The sequence below is a fragment of the Baekduia sp. genome, from assembly GCF_035685985.1.
In the GTDB taxonomy this organism is placed as follows: domain Bacteria; phylum Actinomycetota; class Thermoleophilia; order Solirubrobacterales; family Solirubrobacteraceae; genus Baekduia.
This window is the reverse complement of record NZ_DASRZV010000033.1, coordinates 132933-158443: the sequence shown is the minus strand read 5'-3', so window position 1 is coordinate 158443 and position 25511 is coordinate 132933. Positions and strand designations below refer to the sequence as shown.

At 74.0% G+C, this 25511-nt stretch carries 26 protein-coding genes; 14 read left to right on the top strand and 12 right to left on the bottom strand.

Translation table 11 applies throughout. From position 1 onward, the window contains the following. Window positions 1–7 precede the first annotated feature (7 nt). Both VFG42_RS22215 and VFG42_RS22210 read left to right on the top strand, forming a co-directional pair. Window positions 8–2317, top strand: a complete 2310-nt coding sequence (locus VFG42_RS22215; RefSeq protein ID WP_324911008.1) for a SpoIIE family protein phosphatase — start codon at window positions 8–10, stop codon at window positions 2315–2317. 127 nt (window positions 2318–2444) lie between these two features. Then, on the top strand, window positions 2445–2615 hold the full coding sequence (locus VFG42_RS22210; protein ID WP_324911007.1) for a hypothetical protein: 171 nt from the start codon (window positions 2445–2447) through the stop codon (window positions 2613–2615). Here the strand turns inward: VFG42_RS22210 and VFG42_RS22205 are convergent. Genes VFG42_RS22205 through VFG42_RS22190 form a run of 4 tightly spaced genes read right to left on the bottom strand, consistent with a single transcriptional unit; the run spans window position 2612 to window position 6665 of the window. Continuing rightward, window positions 2612–3598, bottom strand: coding sequence for a COX15/CtaA family protein (locus VFG42_RS22205; RefSeq protein WP_324911006.1), 987 nt, complete (start codon window positions 3596–3598; stop codon window positions 2612–2614). The two genes, VFG42_RS22210 and VFG42_RS22205, sit on opposite strands and share 4 nt — an antisense overlap. A gap of 38 nt (window positions 3599–3636) precedes the next feature. Further along, complete coding sequence (locus VFG42_RS22200; protein WP_324911005.1) at window positions 3637–4680, bottom strand: hypothetical protein; 1044 nt, start codon at window positions 4678–4680, stop codon at window positions 3637–3639. Window positions 4681–4694: 14 nt separating this feature from the next. Further along, a complete protein-coding gene (locus VFG42_RS22195) occupies window positions 4695–5876 on the bottom strand; it encodes a glycosyltransferase family 4 protein (RefSeq protein ID WP_324911004.1) in 1182 nt (393 codons plus the stop codon). 3 nt (window positions 5877–5879) lie between these two features. Next, on the bottom strand, window positions 5880–6665 hold the full coding sequence (locus VFG42_RS22190; RefSeq protein ID WP_324911003.1) for a hypothetical protein: 786 nt from the start codon (window positions 6663–6665) through the stop codon (window positions 5880–5882). 28 nt (window positions 6666–6693) lie between these two features. Between VFG42_RS22190 and VFG42_RS22185 the strand changes: the two genes are divergently transcribed. Then, window positions 6694–7677: a hypothetical protein gene (locus VFG42_RS22185; protein ID WP_324911002.1), complete on the top strand. Its 984-nt coding sequence runs from the start codon at window positions 6694–6696 to the stop codon at window positions 7675–7677. Here the strand turns inward: VFG42_RS22185 and VFG42_RS22180 are convergent. Beyond that, a complete protein-coding gene (locus tag VFG42_RS22180; RefSeq protein ID WP_324911001.1) occupies window positions 7667–8632 on the bottom strand; it encodes a glycosyltransferase in 966 nt (321 codons plus the stop codon). The two genes, VFG42_RS22185 and VFG42_RS22180, sit on opposite strands and share 11 nt — an antisense overlap. Before the next feature lie 21 nt (window positions 8633–8653). Between VFG42_RS22180 and VFG42_RS22175 the strand changes: the two genes are divergently transcribed. The 8 genes from VFG42_RS22175 (at window position 8654) to VFG42_RS22140 (ending at window position 15333) form a co-directional block, all read left to right on the top strand. Beyond that, on the top strand, window positions 8654–9529 hold the full coding sequence (locus VFG42_RS22175) for a hypothetical protein (RefSeq protein ID WP_324911000.1): 876 nt from the start codon (window positions 8654–8656) through the stop codon (window positions 9527–9529). A gap of 92 nt (window positions 9530–9621) precedes the next feature. Further along, on the top strand, window positions 9622–10239 hold the full coding sequence (locus tag VFG42_RS22170) for an SIS domain-containing protein (protein ID WP_324910999.1): 618 nt from the start codon (window positions 9622–9624) through the stop codon (window positions 10237–10239). Continuing rightward, window positions 10236–10844, top strand: a complete 609-nt coding sequence (locus tag VFG42_RS22165; RefSeq protein WP_324910998.1) for an HAD-IIIA family hydrolase — start codon at window positions 10236–10238, stop codon at window positions 10842–10844. The genes VFG42_RS22170 and VFG42_RS22165 overlap by 4 nt, the downstream gene beginning before the upstream one ends. A 15-nt stretch (window positions 10845–10859) precedes the next feature. Further along, window positions 10860–11870, top strand: coding sequence for a Gfo/Idh/MocA family oxidoreductase (locus tag VFG42_RS22160; RefSeq protein ID WP_324910997.1), 1011 nt, complete (start codon window positions 10860–10862; stop codon window positions 11868–11870). Beyond that, window positions 11867–12694, top strand: coding sequence for an SDR family oxidoreductase (locus VFG42_RS22155; protein WP_324910996.1), 828 nt, complete (start codon window positions 11867–11869; stop codon window positions 12692–12694). The genes VFG42_RS22160 and VFG42_RS22155 overlap by 4 nt, the downstream gene beginning before the upstream one ends. Next, complete coding sequence (locus tag VFG42_RS22150; protein ID WP_324910995.1) at window positions 12691–13680, top strand: glycosyltransferase family 2 protein; 990 nt, start codon at window positions 12691–12693, stop codon at window positions 13678–13680. The genes VFG42_RS22155 and VFG42_RS22150 overlap by 4 nt, the downstream gene beginning before the upstream one ends. Window positions 13681–13684: 4 nt before the next feature. Further along, a complete protein-coding gene (locus VFG42_RS22145; protein WP_324910994.1) occupies window positions 13685–14389 on the top strand; it encodes a sugar phosphate nucleotidyltransferase in 705 nt (234 codons plus the stop codon). Then, on the top strand, window positions 14386–15333 hold the full coding sequence (locus tag VFG42_RS22140) for a lysylphosphatidylglycerol synthase domain-containing protein (protein ID WP_324910993.1): 948 nt from the start codon (window positions 14386–14388) through the stop codon (window positions 15331–15333). Before VFG42_RS22145 ends, VFG42_RS22140 begins: the two co-directional genes overlap by 4 nt. On the opposite strand, the gene VFG42_RS22135 is transcribed toward VFG42_RS22140, so the two are convergent. From VFG42_RS22135 to VFG42_RS22115, 5 genes are read right to left on the bottom strand one after another with little or no spacing between them, the layout of a single operon-like run. Then, window positions 15218–16048, bottom strand: a complete 831-nt coding sequence (locus tag VFG42_RS22135; RefSeq protein WP_324910992.1) for a class I SAM-dependent methyltransferase — start codon at window positions 16046–16048, stop codon at window positions 15218–15220. The two genes, VFG42_RS22140 and VFG42_RS22135, sit on opposite strands and share 116 nt — an antisense overlap. Further along, window positions 16045–16677 (bottom strand): class I SAM-dependent methyltransferase, encoded by a 633-nt coding sequence (locus VFG42_RS22130; RefSeq protein ID WP_324910991.1) that lies wholly within the window; start codon window positions 16675–16677, stop codon window positions 16045–16047. Before VFG42_RS22130 ends, VFG42_RS22135 begins: the two co-directional genes overlap by 4 nt. Continuing rightward, on the bottom strand, window positions 16674–17909 hold the full coding sequence (locus tag VFG42_RS22125; protein WP_324910990.1) for a glycosyltransferase family 2 protein: 1236 nt from the start codon (window positions 17907–17909) through the stop codon (window positions 16674–16676). The genes VFG42_RS22130 and VFG42_RS22125 overlap by 4 nt, the downstream gene beginning before the upstream one ends. After that, window positions 17906–18892, bottom strand: coding sequence for an NAD-dependent epimerase/dehydratase family protein (locus VFG42_RS22120; protein ID WP_324910989.1), 987 nt, complete (start codon window positions 18890–18892; stop codon window positions 17906–17908). Before VFG42_RS22120 ends, VFG42_RS22125 begins: the two co-directional genes overlap by 4 nt. Window position 18893: 1 nt before the next feature. Continuing rightward, entirely contained in the window at window positions 18894–20672 is a 1779-nt protein-coding gene (locus VFG42_RS22115; protein WP_324910988.1) for a hypothetical protein, read from the bottom strand. A gap of 284 nt (window positions 20673–20956) precedes the next feature. Here VFG42_RS22115 and VFG42_RS22110 point away from each other — a divergent pair, with 284 nt between their 5' ends. From VFG42_RS22110 to VFG42_RS22100, 3 genes are read left to right on the top strand one after another with little or no spacing between them, the layout of a single operon-like run. Further along, window positions 20957–21667: a transaldolase gene (locus VFG42_RS22110; protein WP_324910987.1), complete on the top strand. Its 711-nt coding sequence runs from the start codon at window positions 20957–20959 to the stop codon at window positions 21665–21667. A 26-nt stretch (window positions 21668–21693) separates the two neighbouring features. Further along, window positions 21694–22668 (top strand): NAD-dependent epimerase/dehydratase family protein, encoded by a 975-nt coding sequence (locus tag VFG42_RS22105; protein ID WP_324910986.1) that lies wholly within the window; start codon window positions 21694–21696, stop codon window positions 22666–22668. Then, window positions 22665–23651, top strand: a complete 987-nt coding sequence (locus VFG42_RS22100) for a galactokinase (RefSeq protein ID WP_324910985.1) — start codon at window positions 22665–22667, stop codon at window positions 23649–23651. The genes VFG42_RS22105 and VFG42_RS22100 overlap by 4 nt, the downstream gene beginning before the upstream one ends. Window positions 23652–23654: 3 nt before the next feature. On the opposite strand, the gene VFG42_RS22095 is transcribed toward VFG42_RS22100, so the two are convergent. Both VFG42_RS22095 and VFG42_RS22090 read right to left on the bottom strand, forming a co-directional pair. After that, window positions 23655–24263 (bottom strand): hypothetical protein, encoded by a 609-nt coding sequence (locus VFG42_RS22095; protein ID WP_324910984.1) that lies wholly within the window; start codon window positions 24261–24263, stop codon window positions 23655–23657. Between the two features lie 12 nt (window positions 24264–24275). Beyond that, window positions 24276–25493: a glycosyltransferase gene (locus VFG42_RS22090; protein ID WP_324910983.1), complete on the bottom strand. Its 1218-nt coding sequence runs from the start codon at window positions 25491–25493 to the stop codon at window positions 24276–24278. Window positions 25494–25511: the final 18 nt, after the last annotated feature.

Sequence of the window (25511 nt, the reverse complement as noted above, 5' to 3'; positions counted from 1 at the left end):
CGGCGGCGTGGAAGCTTCAGACGACCGCACCGCCGGCTCCCGCGCGCTCCCGCCGGCCATCCTGGGCCTGCTGGCGCGCGTCGCCGACCTGCTGGAGGCGCCGCTGGACGCGCCGGTGATGCTCGAGCGCCTGAGCGGCCTCTTCGTCCCCGAGCTGGGCGACGTCGTGGTCGTCGACCTGCTCCAGGACGACGGCACGCTGCGCGGCGCGGTCACCGCCGCGGTCGATCCCGCGATCGCCGACGACCTGCGCACGCTGCGCGAGCAGCATCCGATCTCGACCGAGAGCGAGCATCCGGTCGCGCAGGCGCTGCGCCTCGGCGAGCCCTATGTGTTGCAGGACCTGCGCAATGAGGTCCACCGCTACGCCGACTCGCCCGAGCATGTGCGACATGTCGTCGGCTTCGACTACGAGTCCGTGCTCTCGGTCCCGCTGGTCGGCCGTCGCGCGCGCTTCGGGGCGATCTCGTTCGTCCGCCGCGCGGGCCGCGACCCGTTCACGCCCGACGAGGTCACGCTGGGCCGGATCATCGGCGCGCGCGCCTCGCTGGCGCTCGACAACGCGCGGCTGCTCGCCGACCTGCGCGAGACCGAGGGCCGGCTGGAGGCGATCGTCGAGAACCTCGGCGAGGCGGTCGCGGCGATCGCGCCCGACGGCACGCTGCGCTTCGCCAACGCGGCCGCCGCCGAGTTCGCGGGCGCCGAGAGCGCGGCGGCGCTGGTGGCCGGTGGCGGCGGCATGGCGCTGCTGGCGCGCTGGAACGTCTTCGACGAGGCCGGACGGCCGATCGCGCCGGAGGACTACCTGGTCGTGCGCGCGCTGGCGGGCGAGACGCCGGCGCCGCGCATCCACCACGTCGTCGAACGCGAGACCGGGCGCGACCGCTGGCTGATGACCCGCGCCGCGCCGGTCGCCGACGCCGCCGGCGACCTCGACTTCGTGGTCTGGGTCGGCGAGGACATGACCGCGGTCAAGCGCCAGGAGATGCGCGAGCGGCTGCTGTCCAACGCGAGCAAGCTGCTGGGGTCGTCGCTGGACGTCGACGCGACGATCGACAAGGCCGCGTGGGCGGTCGTGCCCGAGCTGGCCGACTGGGCGCGCGTCGACCTGCTCGACGAGCGCGGCACGCTGGTGCAGATGGCGATCGCCCACCGCGACATCGAGAAGGTCGAGCTGCTGGCCGAGTGGCGGCGCGACTTCCCGCCGCCGCCCGAGCACGATCGCGGGCCGTTCGCGGTGCTGCGGTCCGGGCGCTCGATCGTGTGGTCGTCGGTCAGCGACGAGGACGTCGCCGCGTACGCCCAGGCGCCGCGCCATCGCGAGTTGATGGAGTCGATCGGCACGCGCTCGATGCTGATCGTCCCGATGATCGTCGGCGAGGAGCTGATCGGGACGATGCAGCTGGCGAGCACCGGCGAGTCGGGGCGGATGCTCGGCGAGGCCGACCTGGAGCTGGCCGAGGAGCTGGCGCGCCGGGCGTCGATCGCGGTCGCGCACGCGCGGCTGCACGCGGCGCGCACGCACGTCGCGACGACGCTGCAGCGCTCGCTGCTGCCGCCGCGGCTGCCGGTGATCCCGGGCCTGACGATCGCGGCGCGCTTCCGGGCGGCGGGCACGGCGTCGGAGGTCGGCGGCGACTTCTACGACCTGTTCGAGAGCCGCGACCGCTGGATGGTGCTCATGGGCGACGTCACCGGCAAGGGGCCGGGCGCGGCGGCGATCACGTCGCTGGCGCGCTACACGATGCGCACGGTCGCCCAGTACGAGGACGACCCGACCGTCATGTTGGGGCGGTTGAACGCGACGCTGGGCAGCGACCCCGAGCGGCGCCAGATCTGCACCGCGGTGTGCGTGGAGGTGCTGCCCCGCGAGGCCGATCCCGCCGACCGGCCCGGCGCGGGCGCCCGGCTGCGGATCGTCTGCGCCGGCCATCCGTCGCCGCTGCTCGTGCGCCGCGACGGCGGCGACGTCGACGCGGTCGGCCGGCCCGGCACCCTGCTGGGCGCGTTCCCCGAGGGCCGCTGGTCGGTCACCGACGTCGAGCTGGGCGACGGCGACTCGCTCGTGCTCTACACCGACGGCGTGACCGACACGCGCGGGCCGGACGGGCGGCGGTTCGGGTCCGAGCGGCTGGAGGAGACGCTGCGCGCGATCGGCCCGGCCGAGGCCGAGGAGATCGCCGGCGGGATCGACGCGGCGCTGCGGGCCTTCGGCGAGCAGCGCGACGACGTGGCGGTCCTGGTGCTGTCGGGGACGGCCTTCGACGACCCGCGGTCGATCGTCGTCGGCTCGACGCCGGAGCCCCGCGCAGCCTAGCTGACCATTCGTTCGGTCCCGACTTGATGGCATCTGCCACGAAGTCGTCCGGAGGATGCGGGATAGTCGCGCGCGCAGCCCTTGACCCGCCGGGCACCGGCGTGGCATTGACCGCTGCAGGAGGGTCATGGACCGCTCGCTCCCCATCTACGCCAGCACCGCCAGCCGCCGCGGACGCGGCCGTGGCTGGTCGCGTCGCCGGCGCCGATGGCTGCGGATCCTGCGCCCCGGAGCCGTCGCGGTGATCCTGGCGCTCCTGGCGGCCGGCGCGACGGCGGCGGAGCGGGCGCTGGGCTAGCGGAGGACCGCGGGCTCGGGCTCGGCGGCGCGCGCGGGGGCCGCCGCGGGCTCGGCCGCGCGCTCAGCGCGTCCGGCGGCCAGCCAGGACCAGAGCAGCGCGTTCCAGGTCAGCGAGACCGCGGAGACGTGGAGCCAGACGGTCCAGGCCGGGTAGGCGAGGATGTGGTACTGGAGCGTGCCGATCGCGCCGGTGATCGCGACCATGACGCAGACCGCGCCGAGCGGCAGCAGGAGGTCGCGGGCGCCGCGGAGGCGGGCGAAGACCCAGAGCGCGACGGCGGCGACGCCGAAGACGGCGGCGATCCGCGCGTGGATCGTGATGATGTTGTTGAAGGTGTCGTCGCCGAAGATCGTCAGGCGCGTCACGACGTCGCCGGTGCCGGAGCCGCCCGCGTAGGGGCCGGAGGCGGTGACCGCGGTCCCGACGAAGACGACCGCGCCGCCGAAGACCGTGAGCACGCGGACCAGGCCGACGAGCAGCCGGTCGTGCGACGGCGTCTGCGCCTGCGCGCGGCGCTCGCGGACCACGCGCCAGACGAGCGTCGTGGCGACGATCAGCGTGCCCATCGACAGCAGGAAGTGCGACATCACCGTGACCGGGTTCAGGCCGGTCAGGACGGTGATCCCGCCGAGCACGGCCTGGACGACGACGCCGGCGAGCAGCAGCGCGCCCAGCACGGTGAAGTCCCGGCGGTAGGGGCGGCGCAGCAGCGCGAAGACCAGGCACAGGACGGCGGCGATCGAGACCGGCGTCGTGACCATGCGGTTGCCGAACTCGATGTAGGCGTGGCCGTCCGACGGCGTCACCGACGTGCCGTTGCAGCGCGGCCATTCGGGGCACCCGAGGCCGCTGCCGGTCAGCCGCACCGCGGCGCCGGAGATGATGATGAGCGTGAAGAGCACGAGCGCCGCCCACGCCGCGTACGCATGGACGCGCGGAGAGACGGGGAACCGCTCGCGGAGGCGATCCAGCCGGGACATGCGACGTACAGGATGCCAACTCCGCGCGCGGGTGCGTGTCAGAGCGCTCGCAGCGCGGCGGCCAGCCCCGCGGCGGTGCGCTCCCAACCCGCGCTGACGCGCTCCATGCCCGCGCGGACGCGGGCGCCGCGGTCGGTCCAGTCGGCGATCAGGTGCTCGGCGGCGTCGGCCGCGGCCAGCGGGTGGGCGGCCAGGATCGCGGTGTCGGGACCGAGCGCCGCGCGGGCCGCGTCGTCGTCGGGCGCGACGACCGGCTGGCCGCAGGCGAGCATCGCCAGCGCGGCCGGACGCCAGCCGCGCACGGGCGGCGCGAAGGCCACGGCGGCCGACGCGAACGCGTGCGCCAGCGCCTCGGCGCCGGGATCGACGCCCAGGAACGGGAACGGCAGCTCGAGGTCGGCGCGCACGCCGCTGACCGCGAAGCTGAGGTCGGCGCCGCGCCGCGCGTGCAGCTCGGCGGCCGCCAGCAGCCCGAACGGCTCCTCGCCGTGGATCAGCACGAGGTCCTCGCGGCGGTGGACGGGCATCGGGACGTAGGCGGCGTCGGCGCCGAGCGGGAGGTCGCCGCCCAGCCAGCTCGGGCCGATCGTGGCGATCCCGTCCGTCCAGCCGGTGTGGGCCAGCGGCGGCGGGTCGGACGTGAGCAGGACCGCGCGGGCGCGGGCGCCGGGGACGACCAGCGTCAGCGGCGCGGCGGTCCAGCCGGCGGCGAGCAGGACGTCGGCGGCCAACAGGCCGGCCGGGGCCGCGGCAGCGCCGTCGTCGTCCGCGGCGCCCGCGTCCGGCTCGGCATCCGCCGCCGGGCGCGCGGCGCTGATCCGCAGTGCCCCGCCCTCGGTCACCTCGGCCTCCGGCGCGGGCGGGCGCGCCAGCAGCTCCTCGACCTCGTCCTCGGCGAGCGTCGTCAGCGCGACCCGCTCGGCGTCCAGCCCGGCCAGCAGCTCGCCCGGCACGCCGGCGTCGCGCGGCGTCGCGTGGCCGGGGCCGAGGATCAGCGTGACCGTGAGCGGATCGTCCGCGGGGCGGCGGTCGCGCAGCGGCGCGGCGCCGTCGCGCAGCAGGCGCCCGAGGGCGAAGGGCACCGGCGGCGGCGCCATCAGCCGCCCCCGCGCTGGGTGTGGGCGATCGCGGCGACCAGGCCCTGCTCGACCTGCTCGGCGGCGTGGTCCCAGGTACGCTGCCCCCGCAGCGCCGCGCCGCCGCGCGCGCGGGCGGCGCGGAGGTCGGCGTCGGTCAGCAGGCGCTCCAGCACGTCGGCGATCGCGATCGGGTCAAGCGGCGCGAAGTCCACCGGCCCGTCGCGGCCGAAGGCCTTGACGACGCTCGGCGCGTCCAGCTCGACGCACGGCAGCCCGCAGCTCAGCATCTCCTGCGCCACGAGCGAGTAGTTGGTCATCGACAGCACCAGCCCGACCGTCGCCTCCGCGTAGTACGCCGGCAGCTGGGCCTCGGGGACGACGCCGAGGTTGCGGTACGGGAAGTCGACGCCGGGCGGGCCGCCGTGGCCGAACAGCCACGCCTCGGTCCGCGGCCGCCGCCGGTGCAGCTCGCCGAGCGCGGCCAGCGCGACCGGCACGCCGCGGCGCGGCGTCGAGGAGCGCGCGTAGGCGACGACGACGTCGGTGCGCCGCGCGATCGACGGATCCGGCTGGTAGCGCTCGCCGTCGATGCCGAGGTCGAACGACGTGGCGGGCAACCCGTACAGCTCGCCCATCGTGTCCGCCAGCCACCGCCCCGCGGTGATGGCGTACACATCATGTCGGTAGGAGTCCTCGGCGTAGGCGCGCTGGACGCTCGTGCCGAAGAACTCCGGCTCATGGTCCTGCACGAGGTACGCCCGGCCCGCCGCCGGCAGCGTCAGCGCGCGCGTGAGCGTCTGCCAGCCGGTGGCCAGCACGACGTCGGCGCCCGCGAAGCCCTCGAAGCCGTAGGTGACGCCCGCCGCAAACGGCCCGAACCAGTCGCGGAAGTCGTCGGCCGCCCGCGCCGGGCCCTGCTTCAGCCGTCGGCCCGGATCGTCGATCCAGATCGAGCACGTGTGGCCGCGGCGCTCCAGCGCGCGGACGAGGTTGGCGATCGTCGTGTGCCCGCCGCTGCCGCGGACGAAGAACGGCACGACGAAGGCCAGCGACAGCTTGGCGCCGACGGCCGGCGCGGGGAGCAGCGCGCCCTTGGGCGCGGCGCGCAGCGCGGTCAGCTCCTGGATCTCGACGTACTCGTCGTTGACGAACGGGCCCGCCAGCTTGCGCTTGATCTTGGTCTTGATCCCGAGGCCCATGAGCTAGCTCATCACCTCGGTCAGCGCGGCGGGCAGGCCGTCCTCGTCCGGCCACGCGCGGGCGGTCGCCAGCGCGCGTTCGCGCAACGACCCCAACCGCTCGCGGTCGCGCGCGAGGAGGTCGAGCAGCCGCGAGGTGCCGCGCTCGTCGTCCCACGCGGTGTAGAGCGCGTTCTCGCCGTCGACGACGTACTCGTCGGCGCCGGAGACCGGCGTCAGGACCGCGGTCGCGCCGTCGCAGAACGCGGCCAGCGGCGCGCGCGGGAAGCCCGCCACGCGCGGCAGGCCGACCCAGACGTCGGGCTCGGCGTCCACCAGCCGCGCGGGCTCGCGCATCGCGGCGACCGCGGCGCGGGCATCGTCGTCGGCGGCCAGGACGCGCAGCGGCCCGTCGTGGACGGGGACGGCGCCGGCGACCGCGCGCTCGCGGCCGGGCCGGGCGACGAGCACCGGCGGCGCGCCGGGCGCGCGCAGGATCGCCAGCTGGTCGGCCATCCAGCGGGCCACCGCGACGACCGGGATCGGCAAGGTGTAGGTGTCGAGCGCGGCGCGGGCGGCGGCGCTGCCCGCGGGATGGTCGCGGTCGTCCATGGCGGTCAGCCAGAGCACGCGGCGGTCGGCGTCGACGGCGTCCAGCAGCGCGGCCCCGCGGGTCCCGATCGCGAGGGCGAGGTCGAAGCGCCGGCTGGGCGTCTCGCCGGGGCGAATCGTCGTGGCGTCGAAGCCGGGCAGGGCGGGCGGCTGCTCGCCGTCGGGCGCGAGCAGCGCGACGGCGGGGCTCGTCGGCATCGAGGCGCAGCGTAACGTATGACCTCCGATGCTCCCCGCCCCGCTCCGCCTCGCCTTCGTCGGCCAGCAGACGTTCTTCCGGGCGTGCGCGTGGGAGGAGGACTCGGCGCGGGCGACGACCACGTTCATCGAGTTCCGGGACGGTCGCGACCCCGAGTTGCTGCGCGCGCGGCTGCACGCCTTCGCGCCCGACGCGATCGTCGTCTTCCGCCCCGACGTGCTGCCGCGCGGCGTGTTGGCGGACTTCGCCGTGCCGATCCTGGGGTTCCTGACCGAGCCGATCTCGCGGACGACCGACGGCGGCGCGGCGGCCGGCCACTGGGACCTCGAGCAGCGCCTGAAGGAGACCGCGCGCATCGACCGCCAGAACGTCGACCGCATCGTCTCGTTCGACCCGCTGATCGTGCCGACCGTCGACCGGGTGATGGAGGTCTGGCGCTCGCTGCCGATCCCGGTCGCCGACCGCCTGTACCGGCCGGTGCGCCGCCGTGATCCGGGCGACGACGGTCCGCCGCGGATGCTCTTCGTCGGCCGCTCGACCGTGCACCGCGAGGCGTTCCTGGCCGACGTCAAGGACCGCTTCGACTGCCTGCACGTCGCGTTCGGCATCCAGGTCGACGAGCTGGAGCGCCTGCTGGACCGCCACGAGATCACCTTCAACATCCACAACGAGCCCTACCCGAGCTTCGAGAACCGCGTGCTCCTGCACCTCGCGGCCGGACACCTGGTGATCAGCGAGCCGCTCTCGCCGACCCACGGCCTGGAGCCCGGCGTCGACTTCGTCGAGGTGACCGACCCGGAGGCGCTGACCGCGGTCGCGGCGGCGGCTCGCGCGGACCCGGCGGCGTTCCTGCCGGTGCGCGTGCGCGGCCGCCAGAAGGCCGAGCTGGTGCGCGCTTCGCGCGTGTGGCCCGCGCTGATGCGCGACCTGTTCGCCGACCTGAAGGCCTTCGGGACGCACCGCGAGGCGACGGCCGGGGCGGCGGCGGCCCCGGGCGCGCTCAGCGCCTGAGGCGGCGCCTGGCCGCGCGCGCGGCGCGGCGGGCGAAGGACGGCGGGTGCGGCGCGGGCGGCGGCGGTCCGGCGTGGGCATGGGCGAGCGCGGCGCGCAGGGCGTCGGCCTCGGCGGCGGCGGTCGCGAGGTCGGCGGCGACGCGACGGGCGACGGCGGAGGCGGGCGGCGGCGGGTCGGCGAGCACCCGCGCGAGGGCGTCGGCGATGCCGGCGGCGGCAGGCGGCGCGGGCGCGGGCGGCGGCGTCAGCTCCGCCGCCCGGGCGACCGCCGCGTCGAGCGCGAGCGTGTCGCCGGGATCGACGAGCAGGCCGCCGACGCCGTGCTCGACCGCCTCGGCGTGCGGGTGCGCGGTCGACAGCACGACCGGCGTCCCGCTCGCGAAGGCCAGCAGGACCGAGTCATAGGGGTCGGCGTCGTCGTGCGCGACGACGACCGCGGCCGCGGCGATCGCGCGCCCATGGTCGGCGTGGCTCGGCCGCGCGGCGGTCGCCGCGGCGACGTCGAGGACGCCGGACCGGTCGGACGCGGGCGGCAGCGGCGACGCGGGCGACACGCTCGTCGGCACCCACAGCGGCACCTGGCCCGGCTGCAGGTCGGCGATCAGGTCGGCCGCGGCGCGCGTCGGCGCCAGGAACGCGAGCGGCAGCGCGGTCGCCGACACGCCGTCGACCGTGTCGTCCTGCACCAGCAGGCACGCCCACCGGCGCGCGTCCAGCGCCAACGCGGACGCGGCCGTCGCGCCGCCGGCGCAGACCGCGACGTCCCACGTCTCCCCCGCCGCCTCGGCGAACGGCACGATCCGCACGTCCTCCAGGCCCGGATAGGCCCAGTGGCGGTGCTCCTGCTCGCGCGCGAGCACGATCGCGGCGCCGTCCAGCGACGCCGCGTGCGCCACGACGGCGCCGACGCCGGGGCGGAGCTGGAGGTCCTGGAGCACGAAGGCGACGCGCAAGGCGACGTATCGTACGGTCGCGTGACGCGAGTGGTCTTCCTCGGGCGGCGGGCGCTGTTCGGCGCCCATGTCCTCAGCGCGCCGGCCGGCGGCGTCCAGCCGGCGTTCGTCGAGGCGCGCGGCCGCGCCGACGAGCGCGGCCCCGACGCGCTGCGCGCCGAGATCGCCGGGCACGCGCCCGACGTGGTCGTCGTCCTGCGCCCCGACGCGATCCCGCCCGGGACGCTCGACGGCCTCGACACCACCGCCAAGGTCCTCGGCGTCGTCGCCGACCCGCTGCACGGCAACGCGTACCACCAGGCCGAGCTGGCGCGCGCCGACGCCGCCGCCTTCGACCGCGTGATCGTCACCGACCCGCGCTCGGTCGACGCCGCCCGCGCGCTCGCGCTGCCGGTCTGGCGCACGCTGCCGCTGCCGGTCGACGACGCGCTCTACCGCGCCCCGCGCCCCAGCGGCCGGCCGCCGCGCGTCGTCTACCTCGGCCACGCCTCGATGCACCGCGAGGAGACGCTGATCGGCCTCAAGCACGAGTTCGACCTGCCGCACTACGCCTATGGGTTGCTCGGCGAGGAGCTGCGCGAGGTGCTGCACGAGGCCGACGTCGGCCTGGTCGTCGGCGACGACGCCGGCCTCGGCGTGCTCGACCACACCATGATGGTCCACCTGGCCGCCGGCCACCTCGTCGTCGCCGAGCCGCTCCACGAGCGCCGCGGGCTGACGCCCGGCGTCCACTACCTCGAGGCGCCCGACCGCGACGCGTTCCGCCGGATCGTCGCCCGCCTGCACGCCGCGCCGGACGCCTGGGACCGCGTCCGCGTCCAGGGCCACCACGCCGCGCGCCGCTGCGCCGCCTCCCGCGTCTGGCCCCGGATCGTCGCCGACCTCCTGGCCGCCTGACGACCGCCGCGGGCGGGTAGGCCAAACGGCAGCTTGACGCCTGGCACCACAAGGGGTCGCTGAGCGCTGCGGGTTCGTCTACGTTGCCCGCGATGACCTACGCGGCAACGTACCTGGGCGAGGTCGCCGACATCGCGGCCACGATCTCCGCCGATCACATGGAGCGCATGGCCCACGGCATCGCGGCCGTGCGCGAGCGCGGCGGGCGGCTGTTCATCGTCGGCGTCGGCGGTGGCGCGGGCCACGCGTCCCACGCGGTCAACGACTTCCGCAAGATCGCGCACATCGAGTCCTACACGCCGACCGACAACGTCTCGGAGCTGACCGCGCGCGTCAACGACGACAGCTGGGAGTCGTCCTACAGCGCCTGGCTGCGGACGTCGCGCATCGACGCCGACGACGCGCTGCTGGTCTTCTCGGTCGGCGGCGGCTCCAAGGAGCACAACATCTCGATGAACCTCGTCGCGGCGATGGACCTGGCCGTCGAGGTCGGCGCGCCGATCTACGCGATCGTCGGCAAGGCCGACGGCCACGCCGCGCAGGTCGCCGACGTCGCGATCGTCGTGGAGTCGCCGGCCGCGCGGCGCACGCCGCACGTCGAGTCCTTCCAGGCGATCCTGTGGCACCTCGTCGTGTCCCACCCCGCGGTCGAGGCGCAGCCCGGCAAGTGGGAAGAGGTCGACGGCGTGGGCGCCGCCGCGGGGTCGTGACCGACGCCCCACAGGCCGCGGTGTTCCTGGACCGCGACGGCGTTCTCAACGATCCCGTCCCGGATCCGGTCGACGGGCGGGCCGAGTCGCCGCTGCGCGCCGCCGACGTCGCGCTCGCGCCCGGCGCCGTCGCGGGCCTCGCCGCGCTGATCGACACCGGGCTGCCGCTGGTCGTCGTCTCCAACCAGCCCGCGGCCGCCAAGGGCAAGGTCGCCGACGAGAACCTGCTCGCCGTCCACGACCGCGTCGTGGCGCTGCTGGCCGCCGAGGGCCTGGAGATCGCCGACTGGCGCTACTGCTTCGACCACCCGCGGGCGCTGGACGTCGCGCGCCGCGACTGCGCCTGTCGCAAGCCGCGTCCCGGCCTGCTGACCGCCGCCGCGGCCGACCACGGGCTCGACCTCGGCGCCAGCTGGATCATCGGCGACACCGACGCGGACGTCGGCGCGGCGCGCGCCGTCGGCGCGACTGCCGTCCTCGTCGAGCACCCGGACACCGCGCACCGGCGCTCACCGGACCTCGTCGCCGACGCGGTCGTCCCCGACCTCGCGGCCGCCGCGGCCTGGGTCGCGGCGCGCGTGGATCGCCATGTGGCGCTGCGCTGAGCGGAGCGGGTCGCGATGACCCTGCGCGTCGGCGTGATCGGCTGCGGGCTGATCGGGCGCAAGCGCGCCCAGGCGCTGGACGGCGACGCGCTCGTCGGCTGCTACGACGTCGACCCGGACGCCGCCCGCGCGCTGGCGGCGGGCTTCCCGGACCACGCGCCGGCCGCGTGCGCGACGCTCGACGACCTCTGGGCCCTGGCGCCCGACGTGGTCGTCGTCGCGGTCACCCACGACCGGCTCGCGGAGCTGAGCGTCGCGGCGCTGGAGCACGGCGCGCACGTCCTGGTCGAGAAGCCCGCGGCGATCTCGGTCGCGCAGGTCGACGCGATCGAGGCGGCCGCCGACGCGGCGGGCCGCCGGGTCAAGGTGGGGTTCAACCACCGCTTCCACCCCGGGATCATGCGCGCGGTCACCGAGGCGCGCTCGGGCGTCCACGGCGACGTCCTGCTCGTCCGCGGCCGCTACGGCCACGGCGGCCGGCTGGGCATGGAGGACGAGTGGCGCTGCGACGCGCGGCGCTCCGGCGGCGGCGAGATCGTCGACCAGGGCATGCACCTGCTCGACCTCACGCACTGGCTGCTGGGCCCGCTGCCGCTGCACAGCGCGCTGCTGCGCACGCAGTTCTGGGACACGGCGGTCGACGACAACGCGGCGCTGCTGCTCGGCGTCCCGGACGACCGGACCGCGCCGTGGGCGCAGCTGCACGTCACGTGGACCGAGTGGAAGAACCTGTTCTCGCTGGAGATCTACTGCCGCGCGGCCAAGCTGCACGTCGAGGGCCTCGTGCGCTCCTACGGCCCGCAGACGCTGACGATCTACAAGATGCGGCCGGAGCTGGGACCGCCGGACGTCGAGCGCCTCGACTGGCCCGACGAGGACGTCTCGTGGCTAGCCGAGTGGCGCCACTTCCGCGCGGCGATCGCCGCCGGGACGCCGGTGCTCGGCGACCTGGCCGACGCGCGCTTCGGCTGGGAGACGATCGAGAAGGCGTATGAGATGAGCGGCTACGCGGGGGCGGTCACGTGAGCCTCGCGCGGCACGTGCTGGTCACCGGCGGCTCGAAGGGCATCGGCGCGGCGGTGTCGCGGCGGCTGGCCGCCGACGGCTGGCGGGTGACCGTGGCCGCGCGCTCGCGGGACGCGATCGCCGCGACGGTGAGCGCGCTGGACGGCGACGGCCACGACGGGCTCGTGCTCGACGTCGGCGACCCCGCGGCGTGGGAGGCGGCGGCGCCGTCGCTCCAGGACCTCGCGGGCGTCGTCTGCGTCGCCGGGACGATCGGCCCGATCGGCCCGGCCGCGGCGGTCGACCCCGGCGCCTTCGCCACCGCGCTGCGCGTCAACGTGCTCGGCACGTGGCTGGCCGCGCGCGCCACGCGCCCGGCGCTGGAGCGCTCCGGCGGCGCGCTGGTGTCGTTCTCCGGCGGCGGCGCGACCGGCCCGTTCGCGCGCTTCGACGCCTACGCCGCGTCCAAGGTCGCGGTCGTCCGCGTCACCGAGAACCTCGCCGCCGACGGGCTGCGCGCCAACGCGGTCGCGCCCGGCTTCGTCGTCACCGACCTGCAGGACGACGTCGTCGCCGCCGGCCCCGAGCAGGTCGGAGACGACTACTACAACAAGGTCCAGGAGGCGGTCGCCGCCGGCGGCGGGGAGCCGCCCGAGGTCGCGGCCGGCCTCGTCGCGTTCCTGGTCTCCGACGCCTCGCGCGGCATCAGCGGCAAGCTGCTGAGCGCCCGCTGGGACCCGTGGGAGGACCCGGCGTTCCAGGAGCGCCTGCGGACCGAGCCCGACCTGGCCACGCTGCGCCGGATCGACGACCAGTTCTTCACGACCACGCCCTCCTCGCCATGAGCCTCGTCTCCGTCGTCGTCCCCGTCTACAACGAGCAGGACACCGTCCCGACGTTCTACGAGCGCGCGGCGAAGATCCTCGAGCGCTCCGGCATGGACTGGGAGATCATCTTCGCGCTGGACCCGTGCACCGACCAGACCAAGTCGGTGATCTTGGACCTCCGCGACCGCGACCAGCGCGTCAAGCTGCTGGAGTTCTCGCGCCGCTTCGGCCAGCCGGCGGCGACGCTCGCGGGCCTGGCCGCGTCGTCGGGCGACGCGGTCGTCGTCATCGACGTCGACCTCCAGGACCCGCCCGAGCTGATCCTGCGGATGATCGACCGCTGGCGCGTGGGCTACGACGTCGTCTACGCGCAGCGGCGCACGCGCGAGGGCGAGACGCTGCCCAAGCGGATCGTCGCCGCGCTCGGCTACCGCGTGATCAAGCGCGTGGCCGAGGTCGAGATCCCGCCCAACACGGGGGACTTCCGGCTGATGAGCCGGCGCGTGGTCGACCACGTCGTGGCCCTGAACGAGGCGCACGGCTTCCTGCGCGGGCTGGTCGCGCTGGTCGGCTTCCGCCAGACGTCGATCCAGTACGACCGCGACGCGCGCGCGGCGGGCGCCTCGAAGTACAACCGCTTCTTCGGGTCGATCTACATCGGCCTCAACGGCATCGTCTCGTTCAGCCGCTATCCGCTCCAGCTGATCTCGATCGCCGGGTTGTTGTCCGCGTTGCTCGCGTTCCTGCTGGCGACGGGCTACCTGGTGGCCAAGCTGGCGGGCGCGAGCTTCCCGCTGGGCAACCCGACGATCGTCATCATCGTGTCGCTCTTCAGCGGCCTCCAGCTGCTGTCGCTGGGGATCATGGGCGAGTACGTCGGGCGGATCTACGACGAGGTCAAGCGACGGCCGAAGTTCATCGTCGACCAGGCCTACGGGATCGAGGCCCGCGCGCCGCGCGAGGGCGCCGAGGACGTGCGCGAGCGCTACGGGCTGGAGGCGTGAACGCGTGAGCCTCGCGCCGGCGTGCATCCTGGCGGGCGGCCTGGGGACCCGGCTGGGCGCCGCGGTCGCCGACACGCCCAAGCCGATCCTGCCGGTCGCGGGCGAGCCGTTCCTGGTCCACCCGCTGCGGCTGCTGGCCGAGCACGGCGCGACGCGCGCGGTGATCTGCGTCGGCTACCTGGGCGAGAAGGTCGAGGCGACGCTCGGTCCCGAGCGCTTCGGGATCGAGTTGCGCTACGCCTACGACCCGCCCGGCCTCGCCGGGACGGCGGGCGCGATCCGGCCGGTGCTCGACCTCCTGGGCGACCGGTTCCTGCTGCTGTACGGCGACACGTACCTACGCGTCGACTACGGGGCGGTCGACCGCGCGCACCGCGCGTCGGGACGGGCGGCCCTGATGACCGTGCTGCGCAACGAGGGACGCTGGGACGCGTCCAACGCGCGCTTCGACGCCGAGCGCGAGGTCGTCATGGCCTATGACAAACGCGCGCCGACCGCCGACATGGCGTGGATCGACTACGGCCTCGGCGTGCTGACGCCGGAGGCGCTGGCGGTCGCGCCGCGGGCCGACGACCTCGCCGAGGTCTACGGCGAGCTGGCGCGCCGCGGCGAGCTGGCCGGCTACGAGGCGACCGAGCGCTTCTACGAGATCGGCACGCCGGCGGCGCTGGCCGAGGCCGACGCGTTCCTGGTCGCGGGGGCGGTGTGACCGCCCAGCAGAAGCGCACGATGGCCTGGGCGCTGGTCGGCGTCCTGGTCCTCTGCTTCCTGGGGCTGTCGGTCATCTCGCAGGTCGGCGACATCAAGGACTTCGACTGGCGCTTCTCCCCCGGCTGGCTGGCGGCGAGCATCGCGTGCCTGCTCATCTTCCAGCTCATGCACGCCGCGCTGTGGACGGGGCTGGTGCGGGCGACCGGCGGCGACCTGCCGCTCGGCGCCGGGGTGCGGATCTTCTCGGTGTCGCTGCTGACCCGCTACGTGCCGACGCAGATCCTGATGGCCGTCACGCGGTTGAGCATGCTCGCGTCGCGCGGCGTGCCGCGCTCGATCGCCGCCGCCTCGTTGGCCTATGAGTTCCCGCTGGCGGTCGGGTCGTCGTTCGCGCTGTCGGTCGCGTTCCTGATCGACCTGCCGGAGCTCGAGCACCACGAGTGGCGCTGGCTCGTGTTGCTGGCGCCGGTCGCGTTGTTGTCGCTCTTGCACCCGCGGGTGGTGGACGCGATCGAGAGCCGCCTGTCGGCGCGCCTGAAGGTCGAGTCCGACCACCTCACGCTCCCGCTCGTGCGCCTCGTGCCGTTCGTCGCCGGCTACGTGACGTCCTTCGCGGTCGCCGGCCTGGGCGTCTACGCCTTCGCCCGCTCGGTCTACCCCGGCGCCCACCTCGACCTCCGCGTGCTGACGTCCTACGCCATCGGCTACAGCGCGGCGGTCCTGGCCTTCTTCATCCCCGGCGGCCTCGGCGCCCGCGACGGCGCGACCGCCACCGCGCTGGCCGCCGTCATGCCGAGCCAGGTCGCGATCGCGACCGCGGTCGGGATCAGGTTGGCGCAGACGCTGATCGAGCTGGCGTACGCGGCGACGACGGAGCTGCTGCACCGGCGACGCGCGCGACTCCGACGATCTGCACGCCCCAAGGCGATGACGGGGCGTTGAGCCGGAACAGCGGCCCGAAGCCCGCCATCGCGACGCGCGCGAGGCCGGTGGGCTCGCCGGCACCGGTCCGGACGTCGTCGACCAGCGCCGCGCCGCGCGCGATGACCAGGCGCCGGTAGAGGTTGAAGAACGGGAAGCCCGCGCCGGTCGTCGTCTCGACCGCGTAGCCGGCGGCGCGCAGGGTCGCGGCGAGCGACCGCGGCGTGTAGTGGCGGCGGTGGCCGATGTGACGGTCGAACGCCGACATCCGCCCGCCGGGCACGGTGACGACCAGGCGGCAGCCGGGCGCCATCAGCCGCGTGGCGGCGGCCAGCAGCGCGACGTCGTCGTCGACGTGCTCCAGGACCTCCGAGCAGACCGCGTGCGTGGCCCAGCGCTCGAGGTCGCCGGGCACGTCGGCGCCCGCGGTCAGGTCCCCGCACACGAACCGCGCGGCGGGCACCTTGGCCTGGGCACGGCGCACCCCGACCGCGCTGGGCTCCAGGCCGAGCAGGGCGGCCGACGGCCAGCGCCGCGCGGCGACCGCCAGGAAGTCGCCCAGGCCGCTGCCGACGTCCAGCAGCCGCAGGGGCGCGCCCTCGGCCTCGAGCAGGTCGAGCGCGACGCGGCGCCGGTAGCGCTGCGCCGGGTTGCGCTCGGCGGCGGCCGCGTAGTCGTCCCAGTGCCGGTCCCAGTCGTCGTGGTGCGCCTCGACCGCGCGGTCCTGGGTGCTCATGCGCCCGCGTCCTCCGGCACCCGGCAGACCGCGAACGTGTTGAGGCCGAGCTTGTGGCGGTGGCAGCGGATGCCGCGCGGACGGAACCCGGCGGCCACCAGCAGCGGCCACAGGTCGCGCGGGTCGTAGTAGCGCTTGTGGTCGTCCATCTCCTCGGCGGGGCTGAGGCCCAGGCGGAACGCCGAGAGCTCCAGGAAGCGCTTGCCGCGCCACGACGGGACGTTGAGCAGCGCCGTGCCGCCGGGCGCCAGCACGCGGCGGATGTGCCCGAGCGCCTCCCGCGGCTCCCACAGGTGCTCGAGCACCGACAGGCACAGCACGACGTCCAGCGACGCGTCGGGCAGCGTCGGGAGCACGTCGGGCAGCGACCCCTCGACGGCGCTCACCTTCGGGATCTCCTTCAGGCGCTCGGCCAGCGCGAGGTCGACGAGCAGCACGGAGGCCGCGTCGTCGACGAGCGTCGACGCGAAGGTGGCGTCGTAGCCGCAGCCGAGGTCGGCGACGCGGCGGCGATGAAAGCTCCCGTGCCGCCGCACCGCGCGCGTGCTCAGCCAGACCCCGAGGCGGTCGACCGGCGTGTGCCGGCGGTGCTGCCCGTAGGAGCCGGCGCGGACGGTCTCGGCCGTCATGGCCGGTCCCGAGTCCGCGTCGCGAGCATGGCGCCGTGCAGCAGCAGCGTGCAGGCGAACAGCATGAAGCCGCTCAGCATCGCGGTGAGGCCGACGACCGCCAGGTGGTTGATGGGGGCCGACGGGTCGTCCAACTTGAAGTCGTTGGTCAGCCAGAGGTGGACGAGCGGGACGACCATGACGACGCCCACGCAGCAGAGCCCACCGGCGACCAGCACCGTGCGCGTGTAGGGCAGGAGCCGGCTCCAGCGCCTTCGCGCCTCGCCGGTGTAGTCGAACAGCACCTGCGCGACGGCGCCCAGCAGCACGCTCGTCAGCCCGATCGTGGTGAGCACGAGGCCCAGCATCGCCACGTACAGCGACAGCGTCACCGGGCCGATCTCGATCGGCCCGCCCGCCAGCGGCAGCGTCAGCAGCAGCCCGAGCGCCAGCAGCACGAGGCCGGGCTTGAACACGAAGAACTCCGACCCGTGGACGAACATCGCGCGGAGGTTGATCCAGGCGGCCTGCCACGGCGAGAACCAGCCCATGCGCTTGTGGTGGCTGACGCGGCCGTCGCGGTCCTTGAGGAACCGCACCGGCACCTCGGAGGTGCGCGCGTGCATGTGCACCGACTTGAGCACCATCTCGGAGGCGTACTCCCAGGACTGCGACTGCAGGTCCATGCGGATCAGCGCGTCCTTGGTGATGCCGCGCATCCCGCAGTGGATGTCGGAGAACTCGCTCGAGTAGAGGCGGTTGAGGATCCAGGTCGTCACCGGCGTGCCGAAGTACTGGTGCAGCCGGGGCATCGCGCCGGGCTGGATCGAGCCCTTCCACCGCGACCCCATCACGTACTCGTCGCCGGCCTGGAAGCGCTCGACGAACGGTCGCAGCGAGCGGAAGTCGTAGGTGCAGTCGGCGTCGCCCATGACGATCCACTCGCCGCGGATGTAGGGGATCGCGTCCATGTAGGCGCGGCCGAGCCCGCGCCTGGGCGTCCGCAGGACCCGCGCGCCGGCGGCCAGCGCCAGCTGCGGCGTGGCGTCGGTCGAGCTGTCGATGATGAGGATCTCACCCGGGACGCCCGCCTCGCGCAGGCCCTCGTGGCACCAGGCCACGAAGTCCTGGATCGTCAGCGCCTCGTCCAGCGCCGGGATGACGATCGACAGCACCGGATCGGGGACGTCGCGCTCGGGGACCAGCAGCTCGATCTCGGGGTCGAGCCGGAGGGTCTCGGCCACCGCGCTCATGAGCGCACCTCCGCACGCGCCTCGACGATGTTGTGGTCGATCGAGTCGACCAGGGCCTCGCGCGACGTGTAGCTCGTGCGCCACCCGAGCGCCCGCAGCCTGCCGGAGTCGAAGCGAACGACCGGCACGTCGCCCTTCCAGCCGCGCGTGCCGCCGCTGAACTCGTAGCGCACGTCGGCCGGGTCCAGCCCGAGGCGCGCGCAGCAGAGGTCGGCGATCTCCGCCACCGTCACGTAGTCCAACGTCCCGGCGTTGAAGACCTCGTAGGGACGGCCTTCGGGACGGTCGGCCATCGACAGCATGGCATCGACCACGTCGCTGACGTGGATGTAGGACTTGCTCTGCCGACCGTCGCCGAGGATCCGCAGCCGCTCGGGGTCGTCGCGCAGCCGGCGCACGAAGTCATAGGTCACGCCGTGCGTCTGACGCGGGCCGACGACGTTGGCGAAGCGGAACACCACCACCTCGATCCCGAACATGTGCGAGTAGGCCGACAACATGGCCTCGCACGCGAGCTTGGACGCGCCGTAGGTCGAGACCGGGTGCATCGCCCCGGCGTCCTCGCGGACCGCCTCCTCGCCCCGGTCGCCGTAGACGCCGGAGCCCGACGAGTACACGATCCGCCGCACGCCGGCGACCCGCGCGGCCTCGATCGCGTTGTTGGTGAGGTAGGTCCCCTGCCAGAAGTCGATGGCCGGCTCGGTGACGGCCTTGGCGATGTCGGGGTTGGCCGCGTAGAGGAACATGCGGTCGCAGCCCTCGATCGCGGCCGTCGTCGCCTCCAGGTCCTGCAGGTCGCCGACGACGAACGTGAGGCGCTCGTCGTCCAGGACGTCGTCGAGGTAGGCCGGCGTGCCCGAGCTGAGGTTGTCGTACACGACGACCTCCTGCTCCGGGTCGCGCAGCAGCGTCCGGGTCATGTGGCTGCCGATGAAGCCGGCGCCGCCGGCGACGAAGTTGCGGGTGGTCGTGCTCGTGCTCATGTCACTCCACGCGGAGGTCCTTCAGGATCAGGAGGATGGGCTTGGTCGGCTGCGCCGAGGGCTTGGCGAGCAGCAGGACCTGCTGCACGCCGCGGCGCAGGCGGAACGTGACGTCCAGCTCGTTCGTGGCCTTGGGCAGCGGCTCGCTCCCGACCCGGCCGTCGGGCAACCGGATGAGGAGGTTCAGCCGCGAGCGGGCAGGGACGTCCGAGCCACGGATCGCCGTCGCCTTCAGGTGCACGTCGCCCGCCGACGGCATGACGATCTTCACGCCGATCGGGTTGGGGAACATCAGCACGTCGATGCCCTGGTCGTCGAACGTCGTGTAGCTGCGATCGCCGCGCTGGGCACCGATCGCGGCGACCTCGCCGATCGTCGGCCCGCCGGATGTCACCCACGTAGCCGCGCGCGAAACCGGTGAGAAGTCGCGCGTGAGCGCGTCCCACAGCTTCGGGTGCGTCCCGCGCAGCGGCTGGTTCTGACCGCTGAACGACAGCGCCAGGCCGATCATCGACCCCCACACGATCGCCGCCACGCCGAGGATCGTCACCCACCGTCGGCGCGCACGCAGCCAGACGACCAGCGCCGGGATCAGCAGGAACGACGCGAAGTCGACCTCGTAGCGCATCGTCGCGCCCCAGAACGCGATGGCCGCCACGACCACCAGGCCGATCGCAATCAGCACGAACGTCGCCAGCACCGCGCGCAGGTCGGGATCGATCCGGCGCCGGAAGGGCACGGCGAGCAGGATGAGCAGCAGCGGAGCGAGCACGAAGATGCCGCCGGTCGGCTCCACGCCGTCGTAGAGCGGCGGCACGTGCCCCGGGTAGGCCGGCGGTGGCGGGAGCAGGACGAACGGGAAGAGCACCGACAGCCGCGGCGGCGCGGCAAGGTAGTACCAGAGGCCGGGCGGCAGGTAGGACAGGCTGAACGCGTCGCGCGCGGTCACGTCGACGCCGGCCAGCTGATAGCTCAGCCCGAACTCCGTGATCGAGCCGAAGCGCGCGTCGTTGTAGGCCGCCAGGAAGGCGCCGACGACGGCGATCGGGGCCAGCAGCGCGGCCGCGAGCGCCCGCCGGCGCTCGCGCGGCGCGCCCCGCAGCAGCCACGCGCTGAGCGCGATCAGCCCGGCGGCGGTGAGGACGTGCGAGGGTCGCGACGCGACCGCCAGCCCGAGCGCCAGGCTGCCGAGCGCGAGCCGTCGCGCGCTCGGCCGCTCGCCGTCCTGCCGCAGCAGCGCGCCGAGCAGCAGCCACGCGCCGAGCATCGCGAAGCAGAGGCCGGCGGAGATCGCGACCTCGTACTTGTCGGGGCGCCGGATCGTGTAGGGCAGCACGTTGGCGAAGCCCAGCAGCACGATGCTCGCGTTGACCTTCCACGTCGCCGCGTGGGGCGCGAACCTTCGCTGAACACTCAGAAGAAGGAGTGTCGAGAAGAGCAGCGCCAGCGTGGCGAACAGCGCGATCGCCAGCGTCTGGGAGAACGCGAAGCCGAGCAGGCGCGCGGGCAGGAAGAGCAGGACCGCCGGCGCCGGGCCCCAGTAGGCGTACAGCTTGCCGTCGTAGAGGCTGAGATCGTGCAGCGAGCCCGTCCCGATCTGGTTCTCCGCCGGATCGTACGGGTTGCCCAGGTTCACCAGCGAGTCGGGCGCGTCGGCGAGCGACAGGCGCCCGTGCAGGAACGCGTCGGCCATCCGGCCGTAGAGGCCGTCGGCGCCCGACGTGAAGCGGATCGGCACCGACGACGACGCCGTCCAGACGTAGAAGGCGCAGAAGAGCACGAGGATCCCGATCCGCAGCCAGGTGCCGCGGCTGACGCCGCGAATCGCGGTTCGCGGGATGCCGACGCGCAGTCCCCGAAGCCGGGAAGGTACGTCGCCGATGACCGGCGCTTCTTGCACACTGCGACCGTAGGGAAGCCGTCCGAACCCGGACCACAGCCAAACGGCCCTGAGACGGGCCCGCCCGTGCCGGTTGGCAGGCCTCACCGGTGGTGCGGCGCGATCTGCCGCCTGTCAACCCGTAGTTCCAAAAGCCGTGATGAGCCGTCCATGATGCAGCCACGATGCTCGACACGATCCAGACCAAGATCTTCGCGGACGGCGCTGATCTCGATGGCATCCTGAGGCTGGCGGCGGATCCGCTGATCGGTGGGTTCACGACGAACCCGACGCTGATGTGGAAGGCCGGTCTGACGGACTACGGCGACTTCGCCAAGCGGTTGCTGGAGTGCATCCGCGACAAGCCGATCTCGTTCGAGGTCTTCGCCGACACCGAGTCGGAGATCCGGCGCCAGGCGCGGCTGCTGGCGAGCACTGGTCCCAACGTGTACGTGAAGATCCCGGTCACGACGACGACCGGCGAGTCGATGGCGCCGCTGGTGCGCGAGCTGTCGGAGGACGGCGTCCAGGTCAACGTCACGGCGCTGTTCACGACCGCGCAGGTCGAGCTCATCACGGCCGCGGTCGCCGACGGCGCGCCGTCGTGCATCTCGGTCTTCGCGGGCCGGATCGCCGACGCGGGCATCGACCCGCTGCCGATCATGCGGAAGTCGTTGGACATCATGTCGGCCGCGCCGCGCGCCGAGCTGATCTGGGCCAGCCCGCGCGAGGTGCTCAACCTCGTCCAGGCCAACGAGATCGGCTGCCACATCATCACGATGACGCACGACCTGCTCCCGAAGGTCAAGAGCCTGGGCAAGGACCTCACCGTGTTCTCGCTGGAGACCGTGCAGATGTTCCGCCGCGACGCGGTCGCGGCCGGCTTCTCGCTCTAGAAGACCAAGCCCTCCATCCAGTGCCAATGCGACGGGCTCTGATCACCGGCGGCGCCGGCTTCGTCGGCAGCACGCTGGCCGACCACCTCCTCGACCTCGGCGTCGAGGTCGCGATCCTCGACGACTTCCGCACCGGACGGCGCGAGTTCGTCGTCGACGCCCTGGCGCGCGGCGCCGAGCTGTTCGAGGGCGACGTCCTCGACGACGCGACGTTGGCCGCCGCCATGGCGGGCGCCGACGTCGTCTTCCACCTGCAGGCCAACGCCGACGTCCGGCACGGCCTCGAGCACCCGCGGCTCGACCTGCGCGAGAACGCGGTCTCGACCTCCAACGTGCTGGAGGCGATGCGCGCCGCGGGCTGCCGCCGCATCGCCTTCTCCTCCACCGGCTCGGTCTACGGCGAGCCGGAGGTCGTCCCGACGCCCGAGACCGCGCCGTTCCCCGTCCAGACCTCGCTCTACGGCGCCTCGAAGGTCGCCGCCGAGGGCCTGATCTCCGCCTACGCGCACGGCTTCGACTTCGCCGCCACGATCTTCCGCTTCGTGTCGCTGCTCGGCGAGCGCTACACGCACGGCCACGTCATCGACTTCTACCGCCAGCTGCGCGCCGACCCGACGCGCCTGGCCGTGCTCGGCGACGGTCGCCAGGAGAAGTCCTACCTGTACATCCAGGACTGCGTCGACGCGATGATGACCGCCGTCGAGCACCAGGGCGACACGGCGGGCACCGACATCTACAACCTGGGCACGGACGCGACGGTCGTCGTCGACGAGTCGGTCGCGCTGATCACCTCCCATCTCGGCGTCGACCCGGTCATCGAGAAGGCCGGCGGCCGCCGCGGCTGGGCCGGCGACTCGCCGCTGATCCACCTCGACACCACCAAGATCCGATCACTGGGCTGGAGGCCGACGTTGACGATCCCCGAGGCGATTGCCCGGACGCTGGACTGGCTGGACTCCGAGCCCGCCATCGCGCTGCCCGCCGAGACGGTGGCGTCATGAGCGTCATCTACTCGCGTGCCCCGCTGCGCATCTCGCTGGGCGGCGGCGGCACCGACCTGCCGTCCTACTACCGCGAGCACGGCGGGTACCTGATCAGCGGGTCGATCGACAAGTACGTGTACATGCTCACGCACACGGTCTTCCAGAAGCGCTACCGCCTCAAGTACTCCGAGATGGAGGAGGTGGACGAGACCAACGACATCATCCACCCCATCTTCCGCGAGGCGCTCAAGCGCCACTGGGAGGGCAGCCCGCTGGAGATCGCGGTCGTCGCCGACGTCCCGGCCGGGACCGGCATGGGCTCCTCGGGCGCGTTCACCGTCTGCCTGATCAAGGCCTTGTCCTTGGCCCGCCGCCGGTCGATCACCGCCGGCGACCTCGCCGAGCGCGCCTGCGAGATCGAGATCGACATCCTCAACGAGCCGGTCGGCAAGCAGGACCAGTACGTCTCCGCCCACGGCGGGATCTGCGCCTACACCTTCCAGACCGATGGCACCGTCGACGTCGAGCCGCTCAACCTCGACGACCGCACGCTGCGCCGCCTGCGCAACAACCTGCTGTTGTTCTACACCGGCGAGGCGCGGTCGGCGTCGAAGATCCTCGCCCACCAGGTCGAGAAGTCGGCGGCCAACGACGACGACATGTTGGAGAACCTCCATCGCACCAAGGAGATGGGGTACCGCAGCCGCGAGCTGCTGGAGGCCGGCGACCTGGAGGCCTACGGCGAGCTGATGCACGAGCACTGGGAGAACAAGCGCCGACGCTCGCCGGGGATGACCGACGAGCACATCGACCGGCTCTACACGCTCGCACGCCGCTCCGGGTGCCTCGGGGGCAAGCTCGTCGGCGCGGGCGGCGGCGGGTTCCTGTTGGTCTACGCCCAGCGCCCGGACGACACGCGCCAGGCGATGGCGGCCGCCGGAGCGACCGAGCTGCCGTTCGACTTCGAGTTCCGCGGCGCGATCGGCAACGAGTCGCTGTAGGGCTCAGCCCTCGCGCGCGCCCTCGAGCTGCGCGACGCGCGCCTCGAGGTAGGCGAGGTCGGCGGCCTGCTCGCGCGCCCGTTGCCGCTCGGCGGCGAGGTCCGCGGCACGGGCGGCGGCGACCGGTCGCAGGCGATGCGCGTCGGGTCCGAAGGCCAACAGGTGGTGCGCGGCGGTGGCGGCGGGGTCGAGCGTGACGGCGCCGAGCGGGGGCGTGGCCGGGTCGTCGTCGGTGACGATCGCCGACGCCCGGACCGGGACCTGGCGGGCGACGACGGTCGCGATCTCGGAGGGCACGAGGCGGCGCAGCTCCTCGACCTGGTTGGGCGACCACGGGACGGAGAGCACGACGGTCGCGCGGTCGGCGACGCCGACGAGCCACTCCATGAGCGGCGCGACGTCGTCCAGCCCGTCGAGGACGTCGAAGACGGTGACGACGAGCCGGGCGCCGTCGGTGGCCGCCTCCTCCAGGGCGGTCGCGGCGGCGGCGACGCCCGCGGGCGTCGCGAGGTCCGCGTCGACGTCGCGGCCCAGGTCGAGCCACGCCGCGCCGTCGCCCAGCAGCGGCGAGATGTAGGTGTTGCGAAGCTCCGCGTCGAGGCCGTCGGACATCGGCACGGCAGGCTATCGGCGCAGGGCGCGGTCGCGCAGCCCGCGGGCCTTCATCAGCCGGCCGCGCAGCGCCAGCGCGTAGCGGATCGCCTTCTGCTCGGTCAGCTCGCCCACCAGCGTCTTCTCGGTCTTCAGCCGCCACGCGCGCTCCTGGGCGTCGGCGGTCACCGAGGCGAGGTCCGACACCAGCCGCGCGCCGGCCGGGGCGAGCGGAGGCGGCGGCTCGGCGGCCACACGTCGCAGCGCCAACGCCATCCGCTGCGAGGCGTGGCGCCAGTCCGGCCACGCGCCCGCGGTCTCCAACGCGCCGCAGCGCAGCCGGTGCAACAGGCGGCGATCCCGCGCCAGCAGGTCCAGCGCGCGCGCCGTGCCGTGGATGTCGTCCCAGCCCACGATCAGCCCGTTGACGCCGTGGGCGACGTATTCGTCATGGCCGGTGACCGGCGTCGTGACGACCGTCGCGCCCATGTGGAAGGCCTCCAGCGGCGGGCCGTACATGCCCTCGGCGCGCGACAGCTTCAACAACACGTGCGACTCGGCGAACAACGCCGCCATCTCGCTGTGCGAGAGCCCGGCCAGCACGCGGTCGACGCCGGCGGGCGGCTCGCCCTGGTGCGGCGAGACCCACGTGACGTGCGCGGGCTCGCGCATCGCGGCGACCGCGGCCAGCGCGTCGTCGACGCCCTTGTGCACGTAGCCGCGCGCGCCCTCCAGCACGACGCGCAGCGGCTCGCCGGGCAGCGCGGGCGTCACGCTCGGCGGCGAGACGAAGACGTCCTTCGGGATCCCGTTGCGCGCGTAGAGCACGCGGTTGCCCGGCTGGTAGTCCTCCAACAGCTCGGCGATCCAGCGCGCCTCGGTGACGAAGCGCACGGGCAAGCCGGTGGTCGCCGCGGCGGCGAGCTGCTCGGGCGAGCGCGGCTCGTAGGTCGAGTCCTCCAACAGCTGGATGAAGTAGGCGTGGCGGTGCGCGCGCAGGTCGAAGAGGACCGAGGTCGTCGCCCACCACGTCGCCAGCGCGACGTCCCACTCGACGTGGAGCGCCTCGTCCAGCGTCAGCACGGGGACCTCGTCCAGCGCGCGGTAGGTCCAGCCCGGCGCCGTCGTGTCGCGCGCCAGGACCAGCTGGGCGTCGATGCCGTGGTGACGGCGCAGCTGCACGGCGTGCTCGACGATCACGCCGACCCCGCCCGAGAGCTGCAGGTCCTGGAGGACGAAGGCGACGCGCACGGGCGACTATCGTACGGC